The following is a 21,117-nucleotide window of genomic DNA, read 5'->3' as shown; positions in this document are numbered from 1 at the left end:
GCTCAGGCGTCGGTCGCCTCCTGCGAGACGACACTCGTGAACCCGTCCGGCAACAGCCGTGCCGCGATCGCCGTCAGGGTCTCGCTCGCGCCGGCGTCGAGCTTCACGTCGGCGCGGCCGTCGGCCTTCGTCACCCCGCGATTGACGACCACGATGGGGAGTCGCTTCCGACGCGCGAGCTCGAGCAGTCGGATGCCCGAGTTCACGACGAGCGACGATCCGGCGATCACCAGGGCGTCGGCACCCCTGACGAGCGCGGCGGCCTCGGCGTACTTCTCCGTCGGGATGAACTCGCCGAAGAAGACCACGTCCGGTTTCAGCATGCCGCCGCAGACCGTGCACACCGGGACGACGATCTCGTCCACCCGCCCGACCTCGGCGTCACCGTCCGGATTGATCGTGACGTCCGTCTCGGTGTCGAGCCACGGGTTGAGGGTGGTCATCCGTTCGGCGATGCTCGACCGCGCATAGCTCTGCCCGCAGGAGAGGCAGCTGACCCGGTCCATCGACCCGTGCAGGTCGACGACGCGGCGGGAGCCGGCCCGGACGTGGAGTCCGTCGACGTTCTGCGTGATGACGCCGTCGGCGATCCCCGCCTCCTCGAGGAGCGCGATCGCCCGGTGGCCTGCGTTCGGGCGAGCGCCGTCGAACCGCTTCCACCCGAGGTGGCTGCCGGCCCAGTAGCGTTTGCGCGCGGCATCGTCGTTGGAGAGGAACTGATCGACCGTCATCGGCGTGCGCACCGGCGCACCCTGGCCGCGGTAGTCGGGGATCCCCGAGTCCGTGCTCACGCCAGCCCCGGTGAGGAACGCGACACGTCGGTCCGTGAGCAGCGCGATCACCCGGTCGAGTCCGGCTTCGGCCGTCTCGTCAGCGGGATCCCCTGCTGCGGTCAGCGTGCTCATCCTGTTCCGTCCCGTCGGTCCGCGACGCCCGGAGCGCTCCGGGCCATCACTGCTCCTGAGTCTAAACGGCCTCGTTTTCGATCGTGTTCCCACTCTGGCAAGGTGGAGGTCGTACACCGCGTCGAGAGGACGTCTCCCATGCAGGTCATCCGCATCACCGATCTCGACGACGGACGACTCGACGACTACGCACGCCTGACGGACGTCGCTCTCCGGCGCGTGTCCGAACCGGCGGGCGGCCTGTACATCGCCGAGTCGACGAAGGTCATGGAACGCGCGCTCCGGGCCGGTCACCGACCCCGTTCGGTGTTGCTGCAGGAGAAGTGGCTCGAGGACGTCGCGCCGCTCCTCGCCGACCACGACGTCCCGGTCTTCGTCGGCGAGCCCGAGCTGCTCGAACAGCTGACGGGCTTCCACCTGCACCGCGGCGCACTCGCGGCGATGCACCGCCCACCGCTCGCGGACCCCGCCGAACTCCTCGCCGACGCCCGGCGCGTGGTCATCCTCGAGGACATCGTGGACCACACCAACGTCGGCGCGATCTTCCGGTCCGTCGCCGGCCTCGGGGCCGACGCGGTGCTCATCACCCCGCGATGCGCGGACCCGCTGTACCGCCGGAGTGTCCGGGTCAGCATGGGGACGGTGCTGCAGGTGCCGTGGACCCGTCTCCCGGAGTGGGACGTCGCGTCGGGCATCCTGCACGACGCCGGCTTCGAGACCGCGGCGCTCGCCCTGTCCGACGACGCCGTCGACCTCGACACCTACGCACGCACGGCTCCGGACCGGCTCGCCATCGTGCTCGGCGCCGAGGGGGACGGGCTGAGCGCCTCCGCCCTCGCGGCCGCCGACACGATCGTCACCATCCCGATGCTGCACGGTGTCGACTCGCTGAACGTCGCGTCGGCCAGCGCCGTCGCCCTGTGGGAGCTGCGTACGCGCTGAGGGTCCCTGCGGACCTATCGGCACCCACCCGACCGGCACGGCGCCGCAGGGGATGCGCAGGCATGCCCGGTACCATGACCGGGTGCCACTCACGAGACGACAGATCTATCGCCGCCGCCGTCTCGCCGTCTTCGGCGTCCTCGCCATCGTCATCGGCGTCCTCGGCTACAGCGGCGGCGCGCTCCTCAGGCCCATCCCCGCTGCTGCGGCGACCCTGGAGGCTCCCGAAGCCCTCACGTCCACGCTGGTGCAACCGACCACCCCGGTCTCATGGCCCGGTTTCGGGCGCGGCGCGCTCGGCGCCGTCGGATTCGACGGTGTCCTGACCTCGAGCGGTGAGCAGACGCCGTTCCCGATCGCCAGCATCACGAAGACCATCACGTCCCTCGTGGTCCTCGACGCCAAGCCCCTCGCCGCGGGGGATCAGGGCCCGTCGATCACCCTGACGGACGCGGACGTCGGCTTCTACTACGACACCGTCGCGGAGAACGGTTCGGCGGCGCCCGTCGTGGCCGGTTCCGTCTTCACGCAGCGTCAGATGCTCGAGGCCCTCCTGCTGCCGTCCGCGAACAACTACAGCATCTCGCTGGCCGTCTGGGCGTTCGGTTCGGTGGACGCGTATCTCGATGCGGCCCGAGCCTGGCTCGACGCACGAGGCCTCACGGGCACGACGGTCACCAACACGAGCGGCCTCGGCGAGACGAACGTCAGCACCCCGAGCGACCTCGTGACCATCGGCAAGCTCGTCCTCGCCGACCCCGCCCTGGCCTCCATCGTCAACGAACCCACGGCGACCCTGCCGGCGATCGGTGAGGTCGAGAACACCAACGCGCTCCTCGGACAGTACGGCGTGACCGGCCTGAAGACCGGCACGGACGACGCGTCAGGAGCATGCCTGCTCTTCTCCGCAGACCTGCAGGTCGCTGGTCGGACGGTCACCGTCGTCGGCGTCATCCTGGGTGCCGACAACCACACCGTGCTGAACGACGCCGTCGTGTCGCTCCTCCAGAGCGTGCCCGCCGGCTTCCACCAGGTACAGCTCGCGACCGCGGGTGCAGCGGTCGGCTCGTACGACACGGCCTGGGGCGAAGCCGCCAAGGTCGTCGTCGCCTCCGACGCCTCGGTCCTCGTCTGGCAGGACACCCCGGTCACGGTGGAGACCCGCGCGCGGGCGATCGAGGCCGGTGCCACGGGATCCACCGTCGGGACGCTCAGCTACACCGTCGGAGCCGGTGCCGAGGGCGGTGCCGCGACCATCGAGGTCCCGATCGCCCTCGACGCGGACGTCGCCCCCGTCACCCCGTGGTGGCGCCTGACCAACCCGTGACCGGCGCGGTCGCCCGATGACCCGGTGACACGCGTCAGACGTCGAGCTCCTGGTCCTGAGCGGCCGCCGAGACGAACGGACCGGCGAGAGGCCGCTTCGCGCTGATGTGATCGCCCGACGACTGGTGGCGCACCCGCCGCATGACCCACGGCACCAGGTACTCCCGCGCCCAGGCGAGGTCCTCCGTCCGCGCCTGTCGCCACCGTCGCACTGGGAGCGGCTCCGGCTGCAGGGGCTTGAGGTCGTTGTCAACGTCGAGCGCGTGGAGGACGAGACGGGCGACCTCGTGGTGCCCGAGCGCGTTCAGGTGCAGGCGATCCGGCGACCACATGCGCGGATCCTGGATCGTCTGGAGCGCCCACTGGTCGGCGATGACGCACCCGTGACGCGCGGCGATGGCCCGCAGGTTCTCGTTGTAGATCGCGACCTTGCCGCGGATGCTCCGGAAGACGGGGGAGAAGCCGACGTCGACACCCGTGAACAGCACGACCGTCGCGCCATCGCTCCGCAGCCGGATGATCGCCTGCTCGAGGCGCCTGGCGATGTCGTCCGGATCGGTACCCGGTCGGATCACGTCGTTGCCGCCCGCGGAGATCGTGATGAGGTCGGGATGCAGCTCGAGGGCCGGCTCGACCTGGTCGTCGAGGATCTGGCGCGCGAGCTTGCCCCGGACCGCGAGGTTCGCGTAGGCGAACTCCGGGTGCTGAGCAGCGAGCACCTCGGCCACCCGGTCCGCCCAGCCGCGGTGACCGCCCGGCACCCCCGGCTCGGGATCGCCGATCCCCTCCGTGAACGAGTCGCCGATGGCGACGTACCGTGACCAGGGATGGTGCTGTTCGGTCATGCGTGCTTCCTCCTGCTGTCCCTCTGGACTCTCCAGGGTACGCCTGGCCCCGCGGCGGCGGATCAGTCGCGAGTCGGAGATCCGGTCCTCACCGGGCTGCGCCCTCCATGGTCGGCGGGGTCGGTCCTGTCGGGTACATTGGTCTCCAGTGAACGCGGAAATCTCTTCTCCCCAGCATCTGGGCGGGTCCGCAGCCGAACACCTCTCCCCGGCCTTCCCGGAGCGGGCAGCGTGGGGCACGGCGAGCAAGCTTCGAGCCTGGCAGGCCGAGGCCCTCGAGCAGTACTTCACGACGGAACCGCGCGACTTCCTCGCGGCCGCGACGCCCGGGGCAGGCAAGACCACCTTCGCGCTGCGACTCGCGTCCGAGCTCCTCCATCGCGGTACCGTCCAACGCATCACCGTCGTCGCGCCGACCGACCACCTGAAGCGTCAGTGGGCCGAGGCCGCCAGTCGCGTCGGCATCCGGCTCGACCCCAACTTCGCGAATCGCGACCAGGTGTTCGGCCGCCATTACCACGGCGTCGCCGTCACCTACGCCCAGGTCGCCGCCAACCCGCCCGTGCACCAGCGCGCCACCGATTCCGCGCCGACCCTCGTCATCCTCGACGAGGTCCATCACGGGGGAGACGCGCTCAGTTGGGGCGACGGCATCCACGAGGCGTTCTCGCGGGCGACGCGTCGGCTCTCCCTCACCGGTACCCCGTTCCGCTCGGACACCGCCCCCATCCCGTTCGTCGTGTACCAGCCCGATCATCAGGGCATCAGGACCTCCGTCACCGACTACAACTACGGCTACGGGCGAGCCCTCCAGGACGGGGTCGTCCGCCCGGTGCTGTTCATGGTGTACGCCGGGCACATGCGCTGGCGCACCAAGGCCGGCGACGAGATGGAGGCGAGGCTCGGCGAGGGGAACACGAAGGACATCACCTCGGCGGCCTGGCGGACCGCCCTCGACCCGCAGGGCGACTGGATTCCGGCGGTGCTGAAGTCGGCCGACCTTCGGCTGTCAGAGGTCCGTCAGGCGGTCCCGGACGCCGGCGGACTCGTCATCGCCACCGACCAGACGACCGCGCGAGCCTACGCCGCCATCCTGCATGAGCTGACGGGGGAGCAGCCCACGGTCGTCCTGTCCGACGAGAAGGAGGCCAGCGACCGGATCGCCGACTTCTCCTCGAACACGAAACGTTGGATGGTCGCCGTCCGCATGGTGTCCGAAGGCGTCGACGTCCCGAGACTCGCGGTCGGCGTGTACGCGACCTCCTCGGCCACACCGCTGTTCTTCGCCCAGGCCATCGGGCGGTTCGTGCGGGCCCGACGCCGTGGCGAGATCGCCAGCATCTTCCTGCCCAACGTCCCGAACCTCATGGCCCTCGCGGAGAAGCTCGAACTCGAGCGCGACCACGCCCTCGACCGGCCGAGCGACCCGGAGGCGGAGGGCGACCTCTTCAATCCGGAGGACGCCATGATGGCGGCCGCGGAACGCGAGGACAAGGCGTCCGACTCCCTCCTCGAGGAGTTCACCTGGCAGGCGGTGTCGTCGAACGCGCACTTCGACCGCGTCGTGTTCGACGGGGACGAGTTCGGGGAACTCGCGCAGCCCGGCACGGAGGAGGAGTTCGACTTCATCGGCTTCCCCGGCCTTCTCGAACCGGAGCAGGTGCACGAGCTCCTCGTCCAACGGCAGAGCCGTCAGGCCAAACGCGGTGCCTTCGTCGACAAGAACGCCGGATCGCCGAAGCCCGAGGCGGACATCCCGGCGCCCCTGTACCGCACGCTCAAGGAGCAGCGTCAGGTGCTCAACACGCTGGTCGGGCTCTACGCGAAACACACGAAGGAACCGCACGGACTGGTACACGCCGAGCTCCGACGCGTCTGCGGCGGTCCGGCGGTGGCTCAGGCGAGTGTCACGCAGTTGCAGGCGCGGATCGACCTGCTCCGACGACGACTCGGGCACGGTCACTGACGACTCGGGCACGGTCACTGAGGACATGACCTCAGGCATCCGTCGGCCACAGAGCGTTGATCTCGGGTGTCGGCGTCTCGTGGAGTCCGGCGGGAAAACAAGAACGGCCGGAGCTTTCGCTCCGGCCGTTCGCCGTCTCAACACGGTGTGCGCGAAGGGGGACTTGAACCCCCACGCCCGTAAGGGCACTAGCACCTCAAGCTAGCGCGTCTGCCATTTCCGCCACCCGCGCGTGTTGTGATCGTGTCCGGCTTTCGCTGGGCACGAGAAGAAACTCTAGCACGGATTTCGGCACCTGTTCACCACCCCGTCGCTCACGGCATCCGTCGCGTCGCCGTCCGAACCGCACCGCACCCCGGACCCGCACGTGCAGGCGACGGGAACGGCGGGTAGCGTTGAGGCATGACCTCCGGCTCAGACGCACCCGATCCCCAGCTCGACGAGACCACGCGGATCGCGCGGGACCTCATCCGCATGGACACCACGAACTACGGCGAGGGCCGGTCCAACGGTGAGACGGAGGCCGCCGAGTACGTGGAGGCGTACCTCAAGGACCTCGGCCTCGAGCCCGAGCTGATCGACGCGGCTCCTGGCCGCACCAGCGTCGTCGCCCGAGTGGCCGGAACGAACCCGTCGAAGCCTGCGCTCGTCGTGCACGGCCACCTCGACGTGGTACCCGCCGATCCCGCGAACTGGTCCGTCGACCCGTTCGGCGGCGAGATCAAGGACGGCCTGTTGTGGGGGCGCGGGGCGGTGGACATGAAGAACATGGACGCGATGATCCTCGCCTCCCTCCGGGAGATCCTCGGCAGTGGCCGTCGACCGGAACGCGATCTCGTCGTGGCGATGTTCTCCGACGAGGAGAACGGCGGCGTGTTCGGATCCCATCACCTCGTGACGGAGCGACCCGAGCTCTTCGCCGGCGCGACGGAGGCCATCAGCGAGGTCGGTGGGTATTCGATCACCTTCGGTGGCCGGCGCTCCTACCTGCTGCAGACCTCCGAGAAGGCCCTCGTCTGGATCAAACTGGTCGCGAGGGGCCGCGCGGCCCACGGCTCCCGATACGTCCAGGACAACGCCGTGACCCGTCTCGCCGAGGCCGTCGCCGCGATCGGCCGGACCGAGTGGCCCATCCGCCTCACGGACACCACGGAGCAGCTGCTCCGGGAGATCGCGAACATCCTCGGCACCACGCCGGAACGGTTGGGGCCGGACGAACTCGCCCTCGCGACGGGGACGGCATCCGGATTCATCCAGGCCTCCCTCCGCACCACCAGCAACCCGACCCTGCTGCAGGCGGGGTACAAGCACAACGTGATCCCCGACCGCGCGGAGGCACTCGTCGACATCCGCACCCTCCCCGGCGAGGAGGACGACGTCCTCGCGCGCGTCGCGGAGATCGTGGGGGAGGACATCGAGATCGTCGTGATGCATCGCGACATCGGGCTCGAGACGCCGTTCTCCGGGCCCCTCGTGGATGCGGTGGTGGAGACGCTCGGACGCCACGACCCCGGGGCTCCGGTCCTGCCGTACATGCTCTCCGGAGGGACCGACAACAAGGCGCTGTCGTTGCTCGGCATCACGGGGTACGGTTTCGCACCGCTCCGGCTGCCCGAACACCTGGACTTCCCTGCGATGTTCCACGGCGTCGACGAGCGGGTGCCGCTCGACGCGCTAGGGTTTGGCAGGCAGGTCCTCACGGACCTCCTCCTCGACTACTGAGAAAACCACGGACCGCTCCCGCGCCGACTGCGCTGCGTGGCGCTCCGGGAGCCGCCCCGCCGACGAACGCCGGATCCGGCCGAACACCAGCCATCCGGCTGCAGACTGAGCCGTACGGCTTCAGAAAGGTGCGCTGTGGACGTCATCAACGCCATCATCCTCGGACTCGTCCAAGGACTGACCGAATTCCTCCCGATCTCCTCGAGCGCGCACCTGCGCATCCTGGGTGAGTTCCTCCCCGGCGCGAAGGACCCTGGGGCGGCGTTCACCGCGATCACCCAGATCGGCACCGAGGCCGCCGTCGTGGTGTTCTTCTGGCGCGACATCGTCCGGATCATCTCCTCCTGGTGCAAGGCCCTCGTGGGCAAGATCCCACGCGACGATGCCGACGCCCGCATGGGGTGGCTCATCATCATCGGCAGCGTCCCGATCGTCGTCCTCGGTCTCCTGTTCCAGGACCAGATCGAGACGACGTTCCGCTCGCTGTGGATCGTCGCCGTCATGCTCATCGTCTTCGGTGTCCTGCTCGGCGTCGCCGACGCGGTCGGCGCGAAGAAGCGTCGACTGAAGAGCCTGACGTACGGCGACGGGGCGATCTTCGGCGGGGCCCAGGCGCTCGCACTCATCCCCGGCGTCTCCCGTTCCGGCGGAACCATCACCGCCGGCCTCTTCATGGGCTACGAACGACGCGCCGCCGCGCGCTACGCGTTCCTGCTGGCCATCCCCGCCGTCTTCGGCAGCGGTTTCTACCAGGTGTTCAAGAGCATCGGCGAACCGAGCCCCTACGGCCCGGTCGAGACCCTCATCGCGACGGTCATCGCGTTCGTCGTGGGACTCGCCGTCATCGCCTTCTTCATGAGCTACATCTCGAAGCGCAGCTTCCTTCCCTTCGTCATCTACCGCATCGTGCTCGGCGTCGTCCTGCTGGTCCTGCTCGGCACCGGCGTGATCGCCGCATGAGGGCCTGGTCCGCTCCCGTCATCCCCGAGCTGCCAGGATCCGGCACGGCACCGTGCCTCTGGGACACGCCGAGCGGCGGGCTCATCGAGGCCTCGGCGGAACGAACCGCACGCCTGTACGTCTGCGGCATCACGCCGTACGACGCCACCCACCTCGGTCACGCGTCGAGCTACCTGGCGTACGACACGCTGCAGCGGGTCTGGCTCGACGCCGGATACGAGGTGCACTACGCCCAGAACATCACCGACGTCGACGACCCGCTCCTCGAGCGTGCGAACGCGACCGGTGTCGACTGGCGCGAGCTCGCGGCGAGCCAGGTGGAGCTCTTCCGGAACGACATGGAACGGCTCCGCATCCTCCCGCCCGAGGACTACGTCGCGGTCACCGAGGTCATCGGACCGATCGCCGACGCCGTCGCGCTCCTCATCGAGCGCGGCGTCGCCTACACGGTCGACACCCCGGACAGCGAGGCGGGTGACGACATCTACTTCGACGTCCGTGCCGCGGCAGACGACGTCTGGCACCTCGGAGCCGAGAGCGGTCTCGACGAGGCGACGATGGCGGTCTTCTTCGCGGAGCGCGGGGGAGACCCCGACCGACCGGGCAAGCGCGACGCGTTCGACCCATTGCTCTGGCGCTCGGAACGCGCCGACGAGCCGAGCTGGGACTCCGTCGTCGGCCGAGGACGTCCGGGGTGGCACATCGAGTGTTCGGTCATCGCCCTCGAACACCTCGGTTCCGACTTCACCGTCCAAGGCGGCGGCTCGGACCTCGTCTTCCCGCACCACGACCTGAGCGCCGGCCACGCGGCCGCACTGTCCGGTCGGCCGCTCGCCAAGGTGTTCAGTCACGCGGGGATGGTCGCCTACGAGGGCACCAAGATGTCGAAGTCGCTCGGCAACCTCGTCCTCGTGTCCCGTCTGGCCGCCGACGGCGCCGACCCCTCGGCGATCCGGCTGGCGATCCTCGCGCACCACTACCGCAGCGACTGGGAGTGGCACGACGAGGATCTCACCCGGGCCGACGGGCGACTCGCGACGTGGCGCTCGTCCTTCGCGGCGGACGCCGTGGACGGCGCCTCAGCGGACGGACTCCTGCAGGCGATCCGCGTCCGGCTCGCCGACGACCTCGACACGCCGGGCGCGATCGCGCTGGTCGACGACGCCGCGGCCACCGGCGTCGACGACGCCGCGCTGGTGCGCTCCGCCATCGACGCGCTGCTCGGCGTGAGCTGATGTCGGGCACCCGCTCGACACCACGGTCACCCGGGACTGCGAGCTAGTCGCGGTCCTTGCGCCAGGGTTCGTCGCCCTTGCCTTCGTCTCGACGAAGGTAGCGTTCGAACTCCTTCGCGATCGCCTCGCCGCTCGCCTCAGGTGACTCGACCGTGTCCCGCGCCTGCTCCAACTGCTGGATGTACGCGGCCATGTCCTCGTCCTCGGCGGCCAGCGTGTCGATCCCGTTCTGCCACTCGCCCGACTCCTCGATGAGCGCTCCGCGCGGGATGACGACGTCGATGAGTTCCTCGAGCTTGTCGATGAGGGCGAGGACGGCCTTCGGTGACGGCGCACTGTGGACGTAGTGGGGGACCGACGCCCAGACCGACAGGCTCTGGACGCCCTGGCGCTCCGCGGCGTCCGCGAGCACGCTGAGGATCCCGACGGGGCCCTCGTACGTGCTCCGTTCGAGCTGGAGGGCATGGCGCAGCTCGGCGTTCTCGCTCGAGGCGAAGACCGAGATCGGCCGAGTGTGCGGGACGTCGGCGAGCATCGCGCCGAGCATGACCATGGTCGTGATCCGCTCCTCGGCGATCACCGTCAGGATCTCGTCCACAAACGCCTTCCAACCGCGGGACGGCTCGGCGCCGAGCAGGACGTAGACGTTCTCGCCACCGCCTTCGCTGACGCGGAGTGCGGCGTCCTCGGCCAGCGGGGTCGCCGGCCGGGACGCGTCCGGGTCCGGCCCGGAGACCGTCGTCCCCGGCCAGGTCAGCGACCGCTTGCCGTCCTCGTCGACGCCGACGGTCGGGCGATTGAACTGGTAGTCGTAATAGGGCTCGGGGTCGATCTCGAGCAGGGGGCGGAGCGCCAGCGAATCCCGCAGGACGCGCACGGCCCCGCTGGCCGCCTCACCGGCGTCGTTCCAGCCCTCGAACGCCACGACGAGTAGGCGACCGCCCAGTGGCTCCTTGGTGTGTTCCGTCACGTCTCACTCCTCGATGCTCGGGGACCTCCCGCGACCATCCATCCAGGATAGGCGCTCCGCCACCCGGTAGCATGGCACCCCGTGACCACTCTCCTCCCCGCTGCAGTCCTCTGGGACATGGACGGCACCGTCGTCGACACCGAGCCCTACTGGATGGAGGCCGAGACCGAGCTGGTCGCGGCCCACGGCGGGACCTGGACCCACGAGGACGGTCTGCTCCTCGTGGGCAACGGCCTGTGGGACTCCGCAGCCATCCTGCAGGGTCGCGGCGTGGCACTGGACGCCGACACGATCGTCGCGCACCTCACCGATCACGTCCGGCGACTCATCGAGGAACGCGGTGTGCCGTTCCGTCCCGGTGCGCAGGAGCTGCTCCGCGAGCTCCGGGAAGCCGGCGTGCCGACCGCGCTCGTGACGATGTCGATCCGGTCCATGGCCGAGGACATCGCCGCCGGGATCCCGTTCGAGGCGTTCGACCTGATCGTGGCCGGCGACGAGGTGGACCACCCGAAACCACATCCCGACGCCTACCTGCGGGCCGCCCGCGCGCTCGGCGTCGATCCCGCGGAGTGCATCGCGATCGAGGACTCGGCGACGGGGCTGGCCTCCGCCCTCGCCGCCGGCACGATCGCCGTGTCGGTCCCGCACATCGTGCCGATCCCGGCAGGCCCGCACCACACCACCTGGGACACCCTCGCCGGGCGGAGGGTCACCGACCTCGCCGAGCTCCGCGAGCACGCGACGACCGCAACCCACCACCCCGAGACAGAGGCAGTACAGCGATGAGCGCCAACCACCAGCCGGCGAACAGCGGTCCGTTCCGCGAAGGCGACCGTGTCCAGCTCACCGGACCGAAGGGGCGGCGGAACACCATCACCCTGGAGGCCGGCAAGGTCTTCCACACCCACCGCGGGATGATCGCGCACACGGACATCATCGGTCTGCCGGACGGCAGCGTCGTCGCCAACACCGAGGGCATCGAACACCTCGCCCTCCGCCCGCTGCTCGTGGACTTCGTCATGTCTATGCCGCGTGGGGCCGCCATCATCTATCCGAAGGACGCCGCCGAGATCATCGGTCAGGCCGACATCTTCCCGGGTGCCACGGTCGTCGAGGCCGGCGTCGGTTCCGGCGCCCTCTCCCTCTGGCTCCTCCGTGCCATCGGCCCGTCCGGCCGTCTGGCGTCGTTCGAGCGGCGCGACGAGTTCGCCGACGTCGCCAGGGGCAACGTCGCGACCTTCTTCGGCTACGACCCGCAGAACTGGTCGGTCACGGTCGGCGACCTCCAGGAGACCCTGCCGGAGACGATGCCGGCCGAGTCCGTCGACCGCGTGGTGCTCGACATGCTCGCACCCTGGGAGTGCCTCGACGTCGCTTGGGAGGCACTCAAGCCCGGCGGCGTCATCCTCTGCTACGTCGCGACCGTCACCCAGCTGTCCCGTGTCGCCGAGGCGATCCGCGGGACCGGCGGGTTCACCAACCCGCAGTCGAACGAGACGATGATGCGCGGTTGGCACGTCGAAGGTCTGGCGGTGCGGCCGGACCACCGCATGATCGGCCACACCGGATTCCTCATCACCGCTCGCAAGCTCGCGCCGGGGACGGTCCTGCCCGAGCTCAAGCGTCGGGCGTCCAAGAGCGACTTCAGCGCGGAGGACGTCGAGCTGTGGACGCCCGGAGCGCTCGGCGAGCGGTCGGCGAGTGCCAAGATCCTGCGGAAGCGCGCCAGGAGCGCCGGCGCGAGCGCCGAACTGTCCCGTGCCCGAGGCCTCGATGTCGGAGCCGGCGATCCGGACGACGCGGCCGGACCGCAGTCCGCCGAGCCGGTCGACGGCGACGAGCGGTGACCGCCGTCCGCGTCGACTAAACTGTGCGACGGCGACCTGCCGTCCCACCCGTACCACCGAAACGAGGATCCGTGCGTACTGCACCAGCTCTCATCGCCGCAGCAGGTCTCCTGCTCGTCTCCCTCACCGGGTGCACCGCTCCTGGCTCGGCGTCCTGCGACACGGGGGCGTCCGCCGGCGACGCCACCAAGCTCATCTCGGTCTCGGGCGACTTCGGCGCGACGCCGACGGTCGAGCTGCCGAAGCCGTTGTACACGAAGACCACCGAGCGCGACGTCGTGATCACCGGTGACGGTGCGCTGGTCCAGGCCGACGGCACGGTGGGCGTGAACCTGATGCTCCTCAACGGTCGAACCGGCGAGGTACTGCAGCAGACCGACTTCTCCGGTCCGGGGGCCTCGCTGATCGCCCTGGCCGGGAACCCCACGGGGTTCGCGAAGGCACTCGCCTGCACGACGGTGGGATCACGCGTGGTCGCGGCCATCTCGTCGAAGGACGCCTTCGGCCCGGCCGGCGCCAACGAGGCGATCGGCCTCAAGAAGGACGACACGATCATCCTCGTCGCCGACATCCACAGTGCCGCGCTCCCCAAGGCGGACGGCGCGGAGCGGCCGATCCCCTCGGGCTTCCCGTCCGTCGTGACGGCTCCGAGCGGTCAACCCGGGATCACGATCCCCGCAGCGCCGGCGCCGACCGAGACGAAGCAGACGCTGTCGCGCGTCGGTGACGGAGCCACCGTGAAGGCCGGCGACCAGGTCATGGTCAACTACACCGGCGTCCTGTGGGACCAGAAGAGCGTGTTCGACAGCAGCTGGGAGAAGGGGCAGCCCCTCGTCTTCCAGGCCGACGGCGGCCAGATGATCAAGGCGTTCAACGACGCGGTCGTGGGCGCGAAGGTCGGTTCCCAGATCATCCTCGTCGTCGCACCGAAGGACGGCTACGGCGACCAGGGATCCGGGACCATTCCGGGCGGGGCGACGCTCGTGTTCGTCATCGACGTGCTGGGGACGCAGCGCCCGACGCAGTAACCGCCGCTCACAGCCAGACGGCCCGTCTCCCGCCCGCGTCGCAGGGGGGAGGCGGGCCGTCCGTCGGTAGACTGGACCGGTGTCCTCAGCCCTCGAGTCCCCGAAGCCGGTGCCGGTCGAGGAGCGGCTCTTCAGCCTCGTGCTCGCCCTCCTCGCCACCCAGACCGGCCTGACGAAGAACGAGATCCTGTCGACCGTGCAGGGGTACCGTCAGCAGTACTCGAGCGGCGGTGGCAACGCCAGCCTGGAGCGACAGTTCGAGCGCGACAAGGACAACATCCGCGAGCTCGGCGTCCCCCTCGAGACGATCGAACAGCCGGGCGAACCCGGGAACAACCAGTCGATGCGCTATCGGATCCCGAAGGGTGCGTACGAGCTGCCCGCCGACGTCCGGTTCACTCCCGCGGAGTTGTCGTTGTTGTCGCTCGCGGCGACGGTGTGGCGCGAGGGTTCGCTCTCCGGTCAGTCGCAGCGAGCCATGACGAAACTGCGGTCGCTCGGCATCGAGCCGGACGAACCGATCATCGGGTACGCCCCGCGGCTGCGCACACGCGAGGCCTCGTTCGAACCGCTCGACGCCGCGCTGGAACGGCGCGCCGTCGTCGCCTTCCCCTACCTGAAACCGGGGGAGGAGCGCCCGCGCGTGCGCACCGTGGCTCCTCTCGCGCTCGTCCAGCACGAGGGGCGATGGCACCTGTTCGCGACCGACCGAACCGTGGACCAACCGCGGACGTTCCTCCTGTCGCGCATCGTCGGACCGGTGAAGCCGACGGGTGAGTCGTTCCCGGCGGACGGTGTCGACCACGCGGCCGACGCCATCGAGGGGCTTCGGCGGGTCTCCTCCTCACAACGCGCCGTGGTCCGCGTCCGACCGGGGACCGACGCCGCCGCACGTCTGGGCAACCGATACGGCGTGGCCGACGCCGACCACGCGGAACTCACGATCCCCTACCTCGACCACCACATCCTCGCCGACGAACTCGCCGGGTTCGGTCCCGAGGTCCTCGTCGTCGACCCGCCCGCTCTCGCGGACGCCATCGCGGCGAGACTCCGGCTCGTCGTCGCCCGACACACCGACACCGATGACGCACCGGAGCCGAAGGAGCCCACCCGTGGCTAAGCGACCGGCAGCACCCCGCGCTCAAGACAAACTGATCTTCCTCCTGTCGCTCGTCCCCTACCTCATCGACCGTGAGCGGGTGACGGTCGAGGAGGCCGCCCGACACTTCGGCCTCTCGCCGCGCCAGATCCGCGAGGCGGTCGAGCTCCTCACCGTGTCGGGTGTGCCGGGCGACACCCGGCAGTATCTCGCCGGCGATCTCTTCGACATCGACTGGGGCAGCTTCGAGGAGGACGACGAGATCGTCCTCACCCACCGGGTCGCCCTGGACGACAGTCCTCGGTTCTCAGCGCGAGAGGCGTCGGCGCTCATCGCCGGTCTCCAGTCCTTGCAGCGGCTCCCGGAGTTCGTCGACAGCGACGTCATCGGCGGGGTGATGGCGAAGCTGGCGCGCGGTGCATCGTCGGCACCCGGCCAGCTCGCCGTCACGGAGTCGTACTCCGCACGAGCCGTCGGCATCATCCGCGCCGCACTCGCGGCCGGGCGAAGCGTGGCGTTCGACTACGTCGATGCGAGTGGTTCGACCGAGGCGAGGCTCGTCGACCCGCTCCGTCTCGAGTCCCAGGATCAAGACTGGTACCTCTACGGCTGGTGCCACCTCAGAGAGGCGACGCGACGCTTCCGACTGGATCGGATGACGGAGCTCCGACAGAGCGAGGCCGAGGTCGTGTTCCGCGAGGCCGAGGTCGTCGTCCCGACGGCGTTGTTCGAGCCGAGCGACTCCGACCGCAACGTCACCGTGCTCGTGCGACGTTCGGTCCTCCCACTCATCGACGACTACGTGGTCGCCGTCGACGGCGCGGCGAACACCGCGGCGGGGGCCGACGAGGTCGACGGCGAGGTGACCGCCACACTCCGTCTCGCGCATCACCACGGCCTCAAGCGGCTCGTCGCCGCCCATCCCGGACTCATCACGGTGTTGGCCCCGGCGGACGCCCGGGACGCCGTCGCCGACTGGGCTGCCGCCGGCCTCGCGCAGTACCCCGCCGTCGCCGCGGAGTGACTGCGCACACTTCCGGCGGTGTACGGGCCGATGCAGGGTAGAGTGGGGGAACCTCGACCTCGAAGATCAGGAACGAAGACTATGTTCGGCAACGCATTCACCGGATGGCACCTCGTCATCATCCTCCTCATCGTCCTGCTCCTGTTCGGCGCACCGAAGCTCCCCGGGCTCGCCCGAAGCGTCGGTCAGTCCATGCGCATCTTCAAGAGCGAGGTCAAGAGCATGCGCGACGACGAGCCCGCTGCGGGCGACGCCACGACGCCGGTCCCGCCGGCGGGCACGACGCCCGTCGAGCCGACTCCGGCCGCCACGGCCCCGCAGAAGCCGACCGACCCGCCCGTCAAGCCGTAACCCTGAGGACCACGCGAGCCCGATGACGCCAGTACCTGGCACCCGACGAGTGCGCCTCGAATCCGCTGTCGAGCGACGGACGATCCAGCCATGGCGGTGACCGAACGGCGCCCGAAGAAGCAGAACCGCGAGGGGCGCATGTCCCTGGGCGAGCACCTCGTCGAGCTGCGGAAGCGCCTCTTCTACTCCGCCATCGGCATCATCGTCGGCATGGTCGCCGGCTTCATCGCCTCGGAGTGGATCATCGACGCGATGAGCGCACCGATCCTCGTCATCGCCGACGACCGCGGTCAGGCCTTCTTGAACTTCACGAACGTCACCAGTGCGTTCGACCTCCGGATGAAGATCGCGCTGACCACGGGCGTCGTCCTTTCGAGCCCCGTGTGGCTGTACCAGATCTGGGCCTTCCTGGTACCCGGTCTCACGAGGAAGGAACTCAAGTACGCCGTCGGCTTCTTCGCCACGGCCGTGCCGCTCTTCCTCGCCGGCTGCTACGCCGGCTGGTTCGTGCTCCCGCACATCGTCGAGCTCATGCTCGGATTCACGCCCGCGGCCGCCGCCAACTTCCTCGACGCCACGACGTACTACGACTTCGTCCTGAAGCTCGTGCTCGCCGTCGGTGTCGCGTTCGTCCTCCCGGTGTTCCTGGTGCTCCTCAACTTCGTCGGCGTCCTCTCGGCGGCCGCGATCATCAAGGCGTGGCGCGTGGCGATCCTCGTCATCGTGCTCTTCACCGCGATCGCGACCCCTGCGGCCGACATCGTCTCGATGTTCGTGCTCGCGATCCCGATGGTCGTCCTGTACTTCGCCGCCTACGGTGTCGCCTGGCTGCACGACCGACGCGCGGCCAAGCGGCAGCTGCGCATCGACGCCGAACTCGGCAGCAAGGGCCTCGTATGACTGACGCCGCTTCCCCCGCCGAACGGTATCGGGCGGCGGCGGTCCGGAACGCGACCCCACGGCTCCAGGAGTTCCGGGCACGGCAGCGGTTCGACCTCGATGCGTTCCAACTCGAGGCCTGCGAACGGATCGAGCAGGGGAGCAGTGTGCTCGTCGCCGCGCCGACGGGGGCAGGCAAGACCATCGTCGCCGAGTTCGCCATCGCCCTCGCCATGCACGGCGCGCGCGGCAAGGTCTTCTACACCACGCCGATGAAGGCACTCAGCAATCAGAAGTTCCAGGAGCTCACCGCCGAGTACGGCTCGGAGCACGTCGGACTCCTCACGGGCGACACGAACGTCAACGGGAACGCCCGCATCGTCGTGATGACCACCGAGGTCCTGCGCAACATGCTGTACGCGGATTCCGACGCCCTGACCGACCTCGCCTTCGTCGTCATGGACGAGGTCCACTACCTCGCGGACCGCTTCCGCGGGGCGGTCTGGGAAGAGGTCATCATCCACCTCCCGCAGTCGGTCCGCATGGTGTCGTTGAGCGCCACCGTCTCGAACGCGGAGGAGTTCGGCGACTGGCTCCAAGCGGTCCGTGGCGACACCGCGGTGATCGTGTCCGAGGAACGCCCGGTGCCGCTGACCCAGCACGTGCTGATGCGGAACAAGCTCGTCGATCTGTTCGCCGCGCCGAGCCTCGCCGACACCCACCAGGTGAACCCGGAGCTCGTGCGCATGGCCCAGTTCGGTGGACGGGCACCCAACAGCCGCCAGTACAAGGACATCAGTCGGTACAACCAGCGTCGCGCCCCGCACCGTGCCGAGAAGCTCGACCGCGGGCACTTCGTCCAGATGCTCGACGACCACCATCTGCTCCCGGCCATCTTCTTCGTCTTCAGCCGTGTCGGTTGCGACCAGGCGGTGAAGCAGGTCCTCCGCTCGGGCATCCGCTTGACCGAGGCGCACGAACGCGACGAGATCCGCCAGATCGTCGATGAACGCTGCCGGACCCTCCTCGACGAGGACCTCGCCGTCCTGGGGTACTGGGAGTGGCTCGACGGCCTCGAGCGCGGCGTCGCCGCCCACCACGCCGGCCTCCTGCCTGCGTTCAAGGAGGTCGTCGAGGAACTGTTCCGTCGCAAGCTCGTGAAGGTCGTCTTCGCCACGGAGACCCTCGCACTCGGCATCAACATGCCGGCCCGGACGGTCGTCCTCGAGAAGCTCGAGAAGTTCAACGGCGAGGCCAGAGTGCCGATCACGCCGGGGGAGTACACGCAGATCACCGGACGAGCCGGTCGTCGTGGTATCGACGTCGAAGGCCATGCGGTGATCCAATGGGCCGAGGGGCTGCACCCGCAGTCGGTCGCCTCCCTCGCCTCACGACGCACCTACCCGCTCAACTCCAGCTTCCGCCCCACGTACAACATGGCCGTGAACCTCATCGACCAGTTCGGTCGGCAGCGGACGCGCCAGATCCTCGAGTCGTCGTTCGCACAATTCCAGGCAGACCGCGCCGTCGTGGGGATCGCCCGGAAGGTGCGCGAGCAGGAGTCCTCCCTCGCGGGATACGAGCGGTCGATGTCCTGTCACCTCGGTGACTTCATCGAATACGCCGGCATCAGACGCGAACTCACCGATCTCGAACGCAAGGGCGAACCGAACGGTTCGCGGGCGGCAAAGGATCGACGACAGCGCAAGCTCGCCGAGCTCCGCAAGCGGATGCGCGCCCACGCCTGCCACGTGTGCCCGCATCGGGAGGATCACGCGCGCTGGGCGGAGCGGTGGTTCAAGCTCAAGAAGCAGACCGACCAACTCCGGCAGCAGATCCAGACGCGCACGGGTGCCGTCGCCCGGGTGTTCGACCGTGTCGTCGACGTACTCCTCGAATACGACTACCTCACCCGCGACGAGCACGGGGTGGTCGTCGTCGCCGCACCTGGACGGACCTTGAAGCGGATCTACGGAGAGCGGGACCTCCTCGTCGCGGAGAGCCTGCGCACGGGTGCCTGGAACGAGCTGGACGCGGCATCGCTCGCGGCGATGGCCGCGGCGATCGTCTACGAGCCGCGACGCGAAGAGCAGAACACGCCCGAGCGCTTCCTGCCTCGCGGACCGTTCCGCTCGGCGCTCGAACGGACACAGGACATCTGGAGTCGGCTCGACGACAGCGAACGCGAGCACCGCCTCCCCGGCAGCAACCCCATCTCCACGGGGCTCTCCCTCGCCATGCACCAGTGGGCGAAGGGCGCCAACCTCGACACGGTGCTGATCGAGGCGGAGCTCGCCGCGGGCGACTTCGTTCGGTGGTGCAAGCAGACCATCGACCTGCTCGACCAGCTGCGTATCGTCGACGGGCCGGTCGGTCGCACGTCGCGTCAGGCGCTCGATTCGATCCGGCGCGGCATCGTCGCGTACAGCTCGCTGTGATCGCTGGAATGCATCGGAGCGCGCGGCCCATCCCGATCGACGCATCAGGTGACGGCCGCCCGCCGCTTCCCCTGTGGCTGGCCGTCGTGGTGGCCATCGCCGCCGGCCCCATCCTGGACGGCGGATTCCCCGATCGCGGTGTCTGGCCGCTGACCTTCGTCGGCATCGCGCTCGTCCTCCTGACCCTCATGGGTCGGAGCGTCTGGGGTGCCCTGCTCGTCGGGTTCCTGGCGGGGGAGTCGTTCTACCTGGTGCACATCGAGTGGGCGACGGCGTACCTCGGCCCCGTCCCGTGGGCGGCATTGTCGACCCTGGAGGCGATGTTCTTCGGAGCGGGGGCCGTGCTGGTGACGCTCGCCTACCGCTGGGTCCCTCGGGCGTTCCCCGGTGTCGCCGGGCGGGTCTGGCTGACGGCGGCCGTCGTTGCCGCCCTCTGGACGGCGAGGGAGACGCTCGTGAGCACCTGGCCGTACGGCGGGTTCCCGTGGGCGAGGATGTCGCTCAGCCAGTCGGAGAGCCCGTTCGCACCGCTCGTGGCCTGGGTGGGGTTCTCGGGCCTGTCGTTCCTCATGGTGCTCCTCGTCGCGTTGGCCCTCCAGTTGGCCGCGACGGCCGATCTCCCCGTCGTCACCAGGGTCGGGACCGCCGTCCTCGCCGTCCTCGCGGTCCTCCTCGTGCCGGCCTGGCCCACCACCACGACCGGGAGCATCCGGGTGGCGGCGATCCAGGGGAACGGCCCCGCGGGGTACTTCGATGCGGCGGCCCCCGGGACGGTCATGCAGACCCAGATCGACGAGACCCTGCGCGTCATCGATGCGGACGTCGACGTGGTGGTCTGGCCGGAGGGCAGCGCCGACCTCGACCCGCAGCGGGTCCCGCAGTCCGCAGCCGCACTCGACGCTCTGAGCCGCCGGATGGACGCACCGTTCGTCGTCGGGGCGATCTCGGAGCGGGGCGACCGCTACTTCAACTCGTCGCTGCTCTGGGATGCGGGCGACGGTGTCCGCGACGTCTACGACAAGAAGCACCCGGTGCCCTTCGGGGAGTACGTCCCCGACCGCGACTTCTGGGAGCCGTTCGCGCCCGACCTCATCGGTCTCATCCAGCGCGAGTACACCCCGGGGACGAAAGACAACGTCTTCGACATCGACGGCGTGCTCGCCGGCATCAGCATCTGCTTCGACATCGCCGACGACCAGCTCACCCGCGACGCCGTGGCGGGCGGGGCGCGCGTCGTGTTCGCGCAGACCAACAACGCGGACTTCGGCCAGACGGACGAGAACCAGCAGCAGCTGGCCATCGCCCGCCTGCGAGCGATCGAGTCGGCACGGTCGGTCGTGAACATCTCGACCGTGGGCACGAGTCAGATCATCGGTCCTGACGGAGCGACGATCGACAGCATCCCGGCGTTCCAGCCTGGTTCCATGGTGTCGGACGTGCCCCTCGCCGACACCGTGACGCCGTCGATGGCGTTCGGCCGCCAATTCGAAGCGTTCATCGGGGGCATGGGACTCGCGTCGCTGGTGCTCGCCGGCTTCGCCGCCCGGGTCCAGCGCCGAGGGCGGTGACGGACACCACCC

At 69.4% G+C, this 21,117-nt stretch carries 18 protein-coding genes and 1 tRNA gene; 15 read left to right on the top strand and 4 right to left on the bottom strand.

The genetic code is table 11. From position 1 onward, the window contains the following. Nucleotides 1-2: 2 nt before the first annotated feature. Nucleotides 3-905, bottom strand: a complete 903-nt coding sequence (locus tag ASE44_RS03150; protein ID WP_056777384.1) for a Sir2 family NAD-dependent protein deacetylase — start codon at nt 903-905, stop codon at nt 3-5. Nucleotides 906-1,043: 138 nt separating this feature from the next. Between ASE44_RS03150 and ASE44_RS03145 the strand changes: the two genes are divergently transcribed. Then, complete coding sequence (locus tag ASE44_RS03145; protein ID WP_056005579.1) at nt 1,044-1,847, top strand: RNA methyltransferase; 804 nt, start codon at nt 1,044-1,046, stop codon at nt 1,845-1,847. A gap of 82 nt (nt 1,848-1,929) precedes the next feature. Continuing rightward, nucleotides 1,930-3,174 (top strand): D-alanyl-D-alanine carboxypeptidase family protein, encoded by a 1,245-nt coding sequence (locus tag ASE44_RS03140; protein WP_056777382.1) that lies wholly within the window; start codon nt 1,930-1,932, stop codon nt 3,172-3,174. 34 nt (nt 3,175-3,208) lie between these two features. Here the strand turns inward: ASE44_RS03140 and ASE44_RS03135 are convergent, their stop codons facing one another. Continuing rightward, nucleotides 3,209-4,018, bottom strand: coding sequence for an SGNH/GDSL hydrolase family protein (locus ASE44_RS03135; RefSeq protein ID WP_056005573.1), 810 nt, complete (start codon nt 4,016-4,018; stop codon nt 3,209-3,211). A 148-nt stretch (nt 4,019-4,166) separates the two neighbouring features. On the opposite strand from ASE44_RS03135, the gene ASE44_RS03130 reads away from it, so the two are divergent. Beyond that, nucleotides 4,167-5,984: a DEAD/DEAH box helicase gene (locus ASE44_RS03130; protein WP_056777379.1), complete on the top strand. Its 1,818-nt coding sequence runs from the start codon at nt 4,167-4,169 to the stop codon at nt 5,982-5,984. Between the two features lie 148 nt (nt 5,985-6,132). On the opposite strand, the gene ASE44_RS03125 is transcribed toward ASE44_RS03130, so the two are convergent. Further along, a tRNA-Leu gene (locus ASE44_RS03125) sits at nt 6,133-6,216 on the bottom strand. Between the two features lie 170 nt (nt 6,217-6,386). Between ASE44_RS03125 and ASE44_RS03120 the strand changes: the two genes are divergently transcribed. The 3 genes from ASE44_RS03120 (at nt 6,387) to mshC (ending at nt 9,901) form a co-directional block, all read left to right on the top strand. After that, nucleotides 6,387-7,706, top strand: a complete 1,320-nt coding sequence (locus ASE44_RS03120) for a M20/M25/M40 family metallo-hydrolase (RefSeq protein WP_056005569.1) — start codon at nt 6,387-6,389, stop codon at nt 7,704-7,706. A 135-nt stretch (nt 7,707-7,841) separates the two neighbouring features. Next, the gene (locus tag ASE44_RS03115; RefSeq protein WP_056005566.1) at nt 7,842-8,666 is read left to right on the top strand and encodes an undecaprenyl-diphosphate phosphatase; all 825 of its coding nucleotides are present in this window, start codon (nt 7,842-7,844) and stop codon (nt 8,664-8,666) included. After that, nucleotides 8,663-9,901: a cysteine--1-D-myo-inosityl 2-amino-2-deoxy-alpha-D-glucopyranoside ligase gene (gene mshC / locus ASE44_RS03110; RefSeq protein ID WP_056005563.1), complete on the top strand. Its 1,239-nt coding sequence runs from the start codon at nt 8,663-8,665 to the stop codon at nt 9,899-9,901. The genes ASE44_RS03115 and mshC overlap by 4 nt, the downstream gene beginning before the upstream one ends. A 43-nt stretch (nt 9,902-9,944) precedes the next feature. On the opposite strand, the gene ASE44_RS03105 is transcribed toward mshC, so the two are convergent. Then, the gene (locus tag ASE44_RS03105; RefSeq protein ID WP_056777376.1) at nt 9,945-10,871 is read right to left on the bottom strand and encodes a PAC2 family protein; all 927 of its coding nucleotides are present in this window, start codon (nt 10,869-10,871) and stop codon (nt 9,945-9,947) included. An 81-nt stretch (nt 10,872-10,952) separates the two neighbouring features. On the opposite strand from ASE44_RS03105, the gene ASE44_RS03100 reads away from it, so the two are divergent. The 9 genes from ASE44_RS03100 to lnt all read left to right on the top strand — a co-directional run bounded on the left by ASE44_RS03100 (nt 10,953) and on the right by lnt (nt 21,105). Further along, nucleotides 10,953-11,657, top strand: a complete 705-nt coding sequence (locus ASE44_RS03100; RefSeq protein WP_056005557.1) for an HAD family phosphatase — start codon at nt 10,953-10,955, stop codon at nt 11,655-11,657. Further along, nucleotides 11,654-12,718, top strand: coding sequence for a tRNA (adenine-N1)-methyltransferase (locus tag ASE44_RS03095; RefSeq protein WP_056777374.1), 1,065 nt, complete (start codon nt 11,654-11,656; stop codon nt 12,716-12,718). Before ASE44_RS03100 ends, ASE44_RS03095 begins: the two co-directional genes overlap by 4 nt. A 71-nt stretch (nt 12,719-12,789) precedes the next feature. Beyond that, nucleotides 12,790-13,746 (top strand): FKBP-type peptidyl-prolyl cis-trans isomerase, encoded by a 957-nt coding sequence (locus ASE44_RS03090; protein WP_056777371.1) that lies wholly within the window; start codon nt 12,790-12,792, stop codon nt 13,744-13,746. Nucleotides 13,747-13,825: 79 nt separating this feature from the next. Beyond that, entirely contained in the window at nt 13,826-14,866 is a 1,041-nt protein-coding gene (locus ASE44_RS03085; RefSeq protein WP_056777368.1) for a YafY family protein, read from the top strand. Then, on the top strand, nt 14,859-15,869 hold the full coding sequence (locus ASE44_RS03080) for a YafY family protein (protein ID WP_056005543.1): 1,011 nt from the start codon (nt 14,859-14,861) through the stop codon (nt 15,867-15,869). The genes ASE44_RS03085 and ASE44_RS03080 overlap by 8 nt, the downstream gene beginning before the upstream one ends. A gap of 81 nt (nt 15,870-15,950) precedes the next feature. Next, nucleotides 15,951-16,220: a Sec-independent protein translocase subunit TatA gene (tatA, locus tag ASE44_RS03075; protein ID WP_056005540.1), complete on the top strand. Its 270-nt coding sequence runs from the start codon at nt 15,951-15,953 to the stop codon at nt 16,218-16,220. Between the two features lie 138 nt (nt 16,221-16,358). Beyond that, nucleotides 16,359-17,120 (top strand): twin-arginine translocase subunit TatC, encoded by a 762-nt coding sequence (gene tatC, locus ASE44_RS03070; protein ID WP_056011150.1) that lies wholly within the window; start codon nt 16,359-16,361, stop codon nt 17,118-17,120. Then, on the top strand, nt 17,117-19,537 hold the full coding sequence (locus tag ASE44_RS03065) for an RNA helicase (protein ID WP_056005538.1): 2,421 nt from the start codon (nt 17,117-17,119) through the stop codon (nt 19,535-19,537). The genes tatC and ASE44_RS03065 overlap by 4 nt, the downstream gene beginning before the upstream one ends. Nucleotides 19,538-19,545: 8 nt before the next feature. Further along, entirely contained in the window at nt 19,546-21,105 is a 1,560-nt protein-coding gene (gene lnt, locus ASE44_RS03060; protein ID WP_056777367.1) for an apolipoprotein N-acyltransferase, read from the top strand. The last annotated feature ends 12 nt before the right edge of the window (nt 21,106-21,117 follow it).

Source organism: Plantibacter sp. Leaf1, from assembly GCF_001421315.1.
Classification (GTDB): Bacteria; Actinomycetota; Actinomycetes; order Actinomycetales; family Microbacteriaceae; genus Plantibacter.
This window is presented reverse-complemented; position numbering and strand designations above follow the sequence as displayed.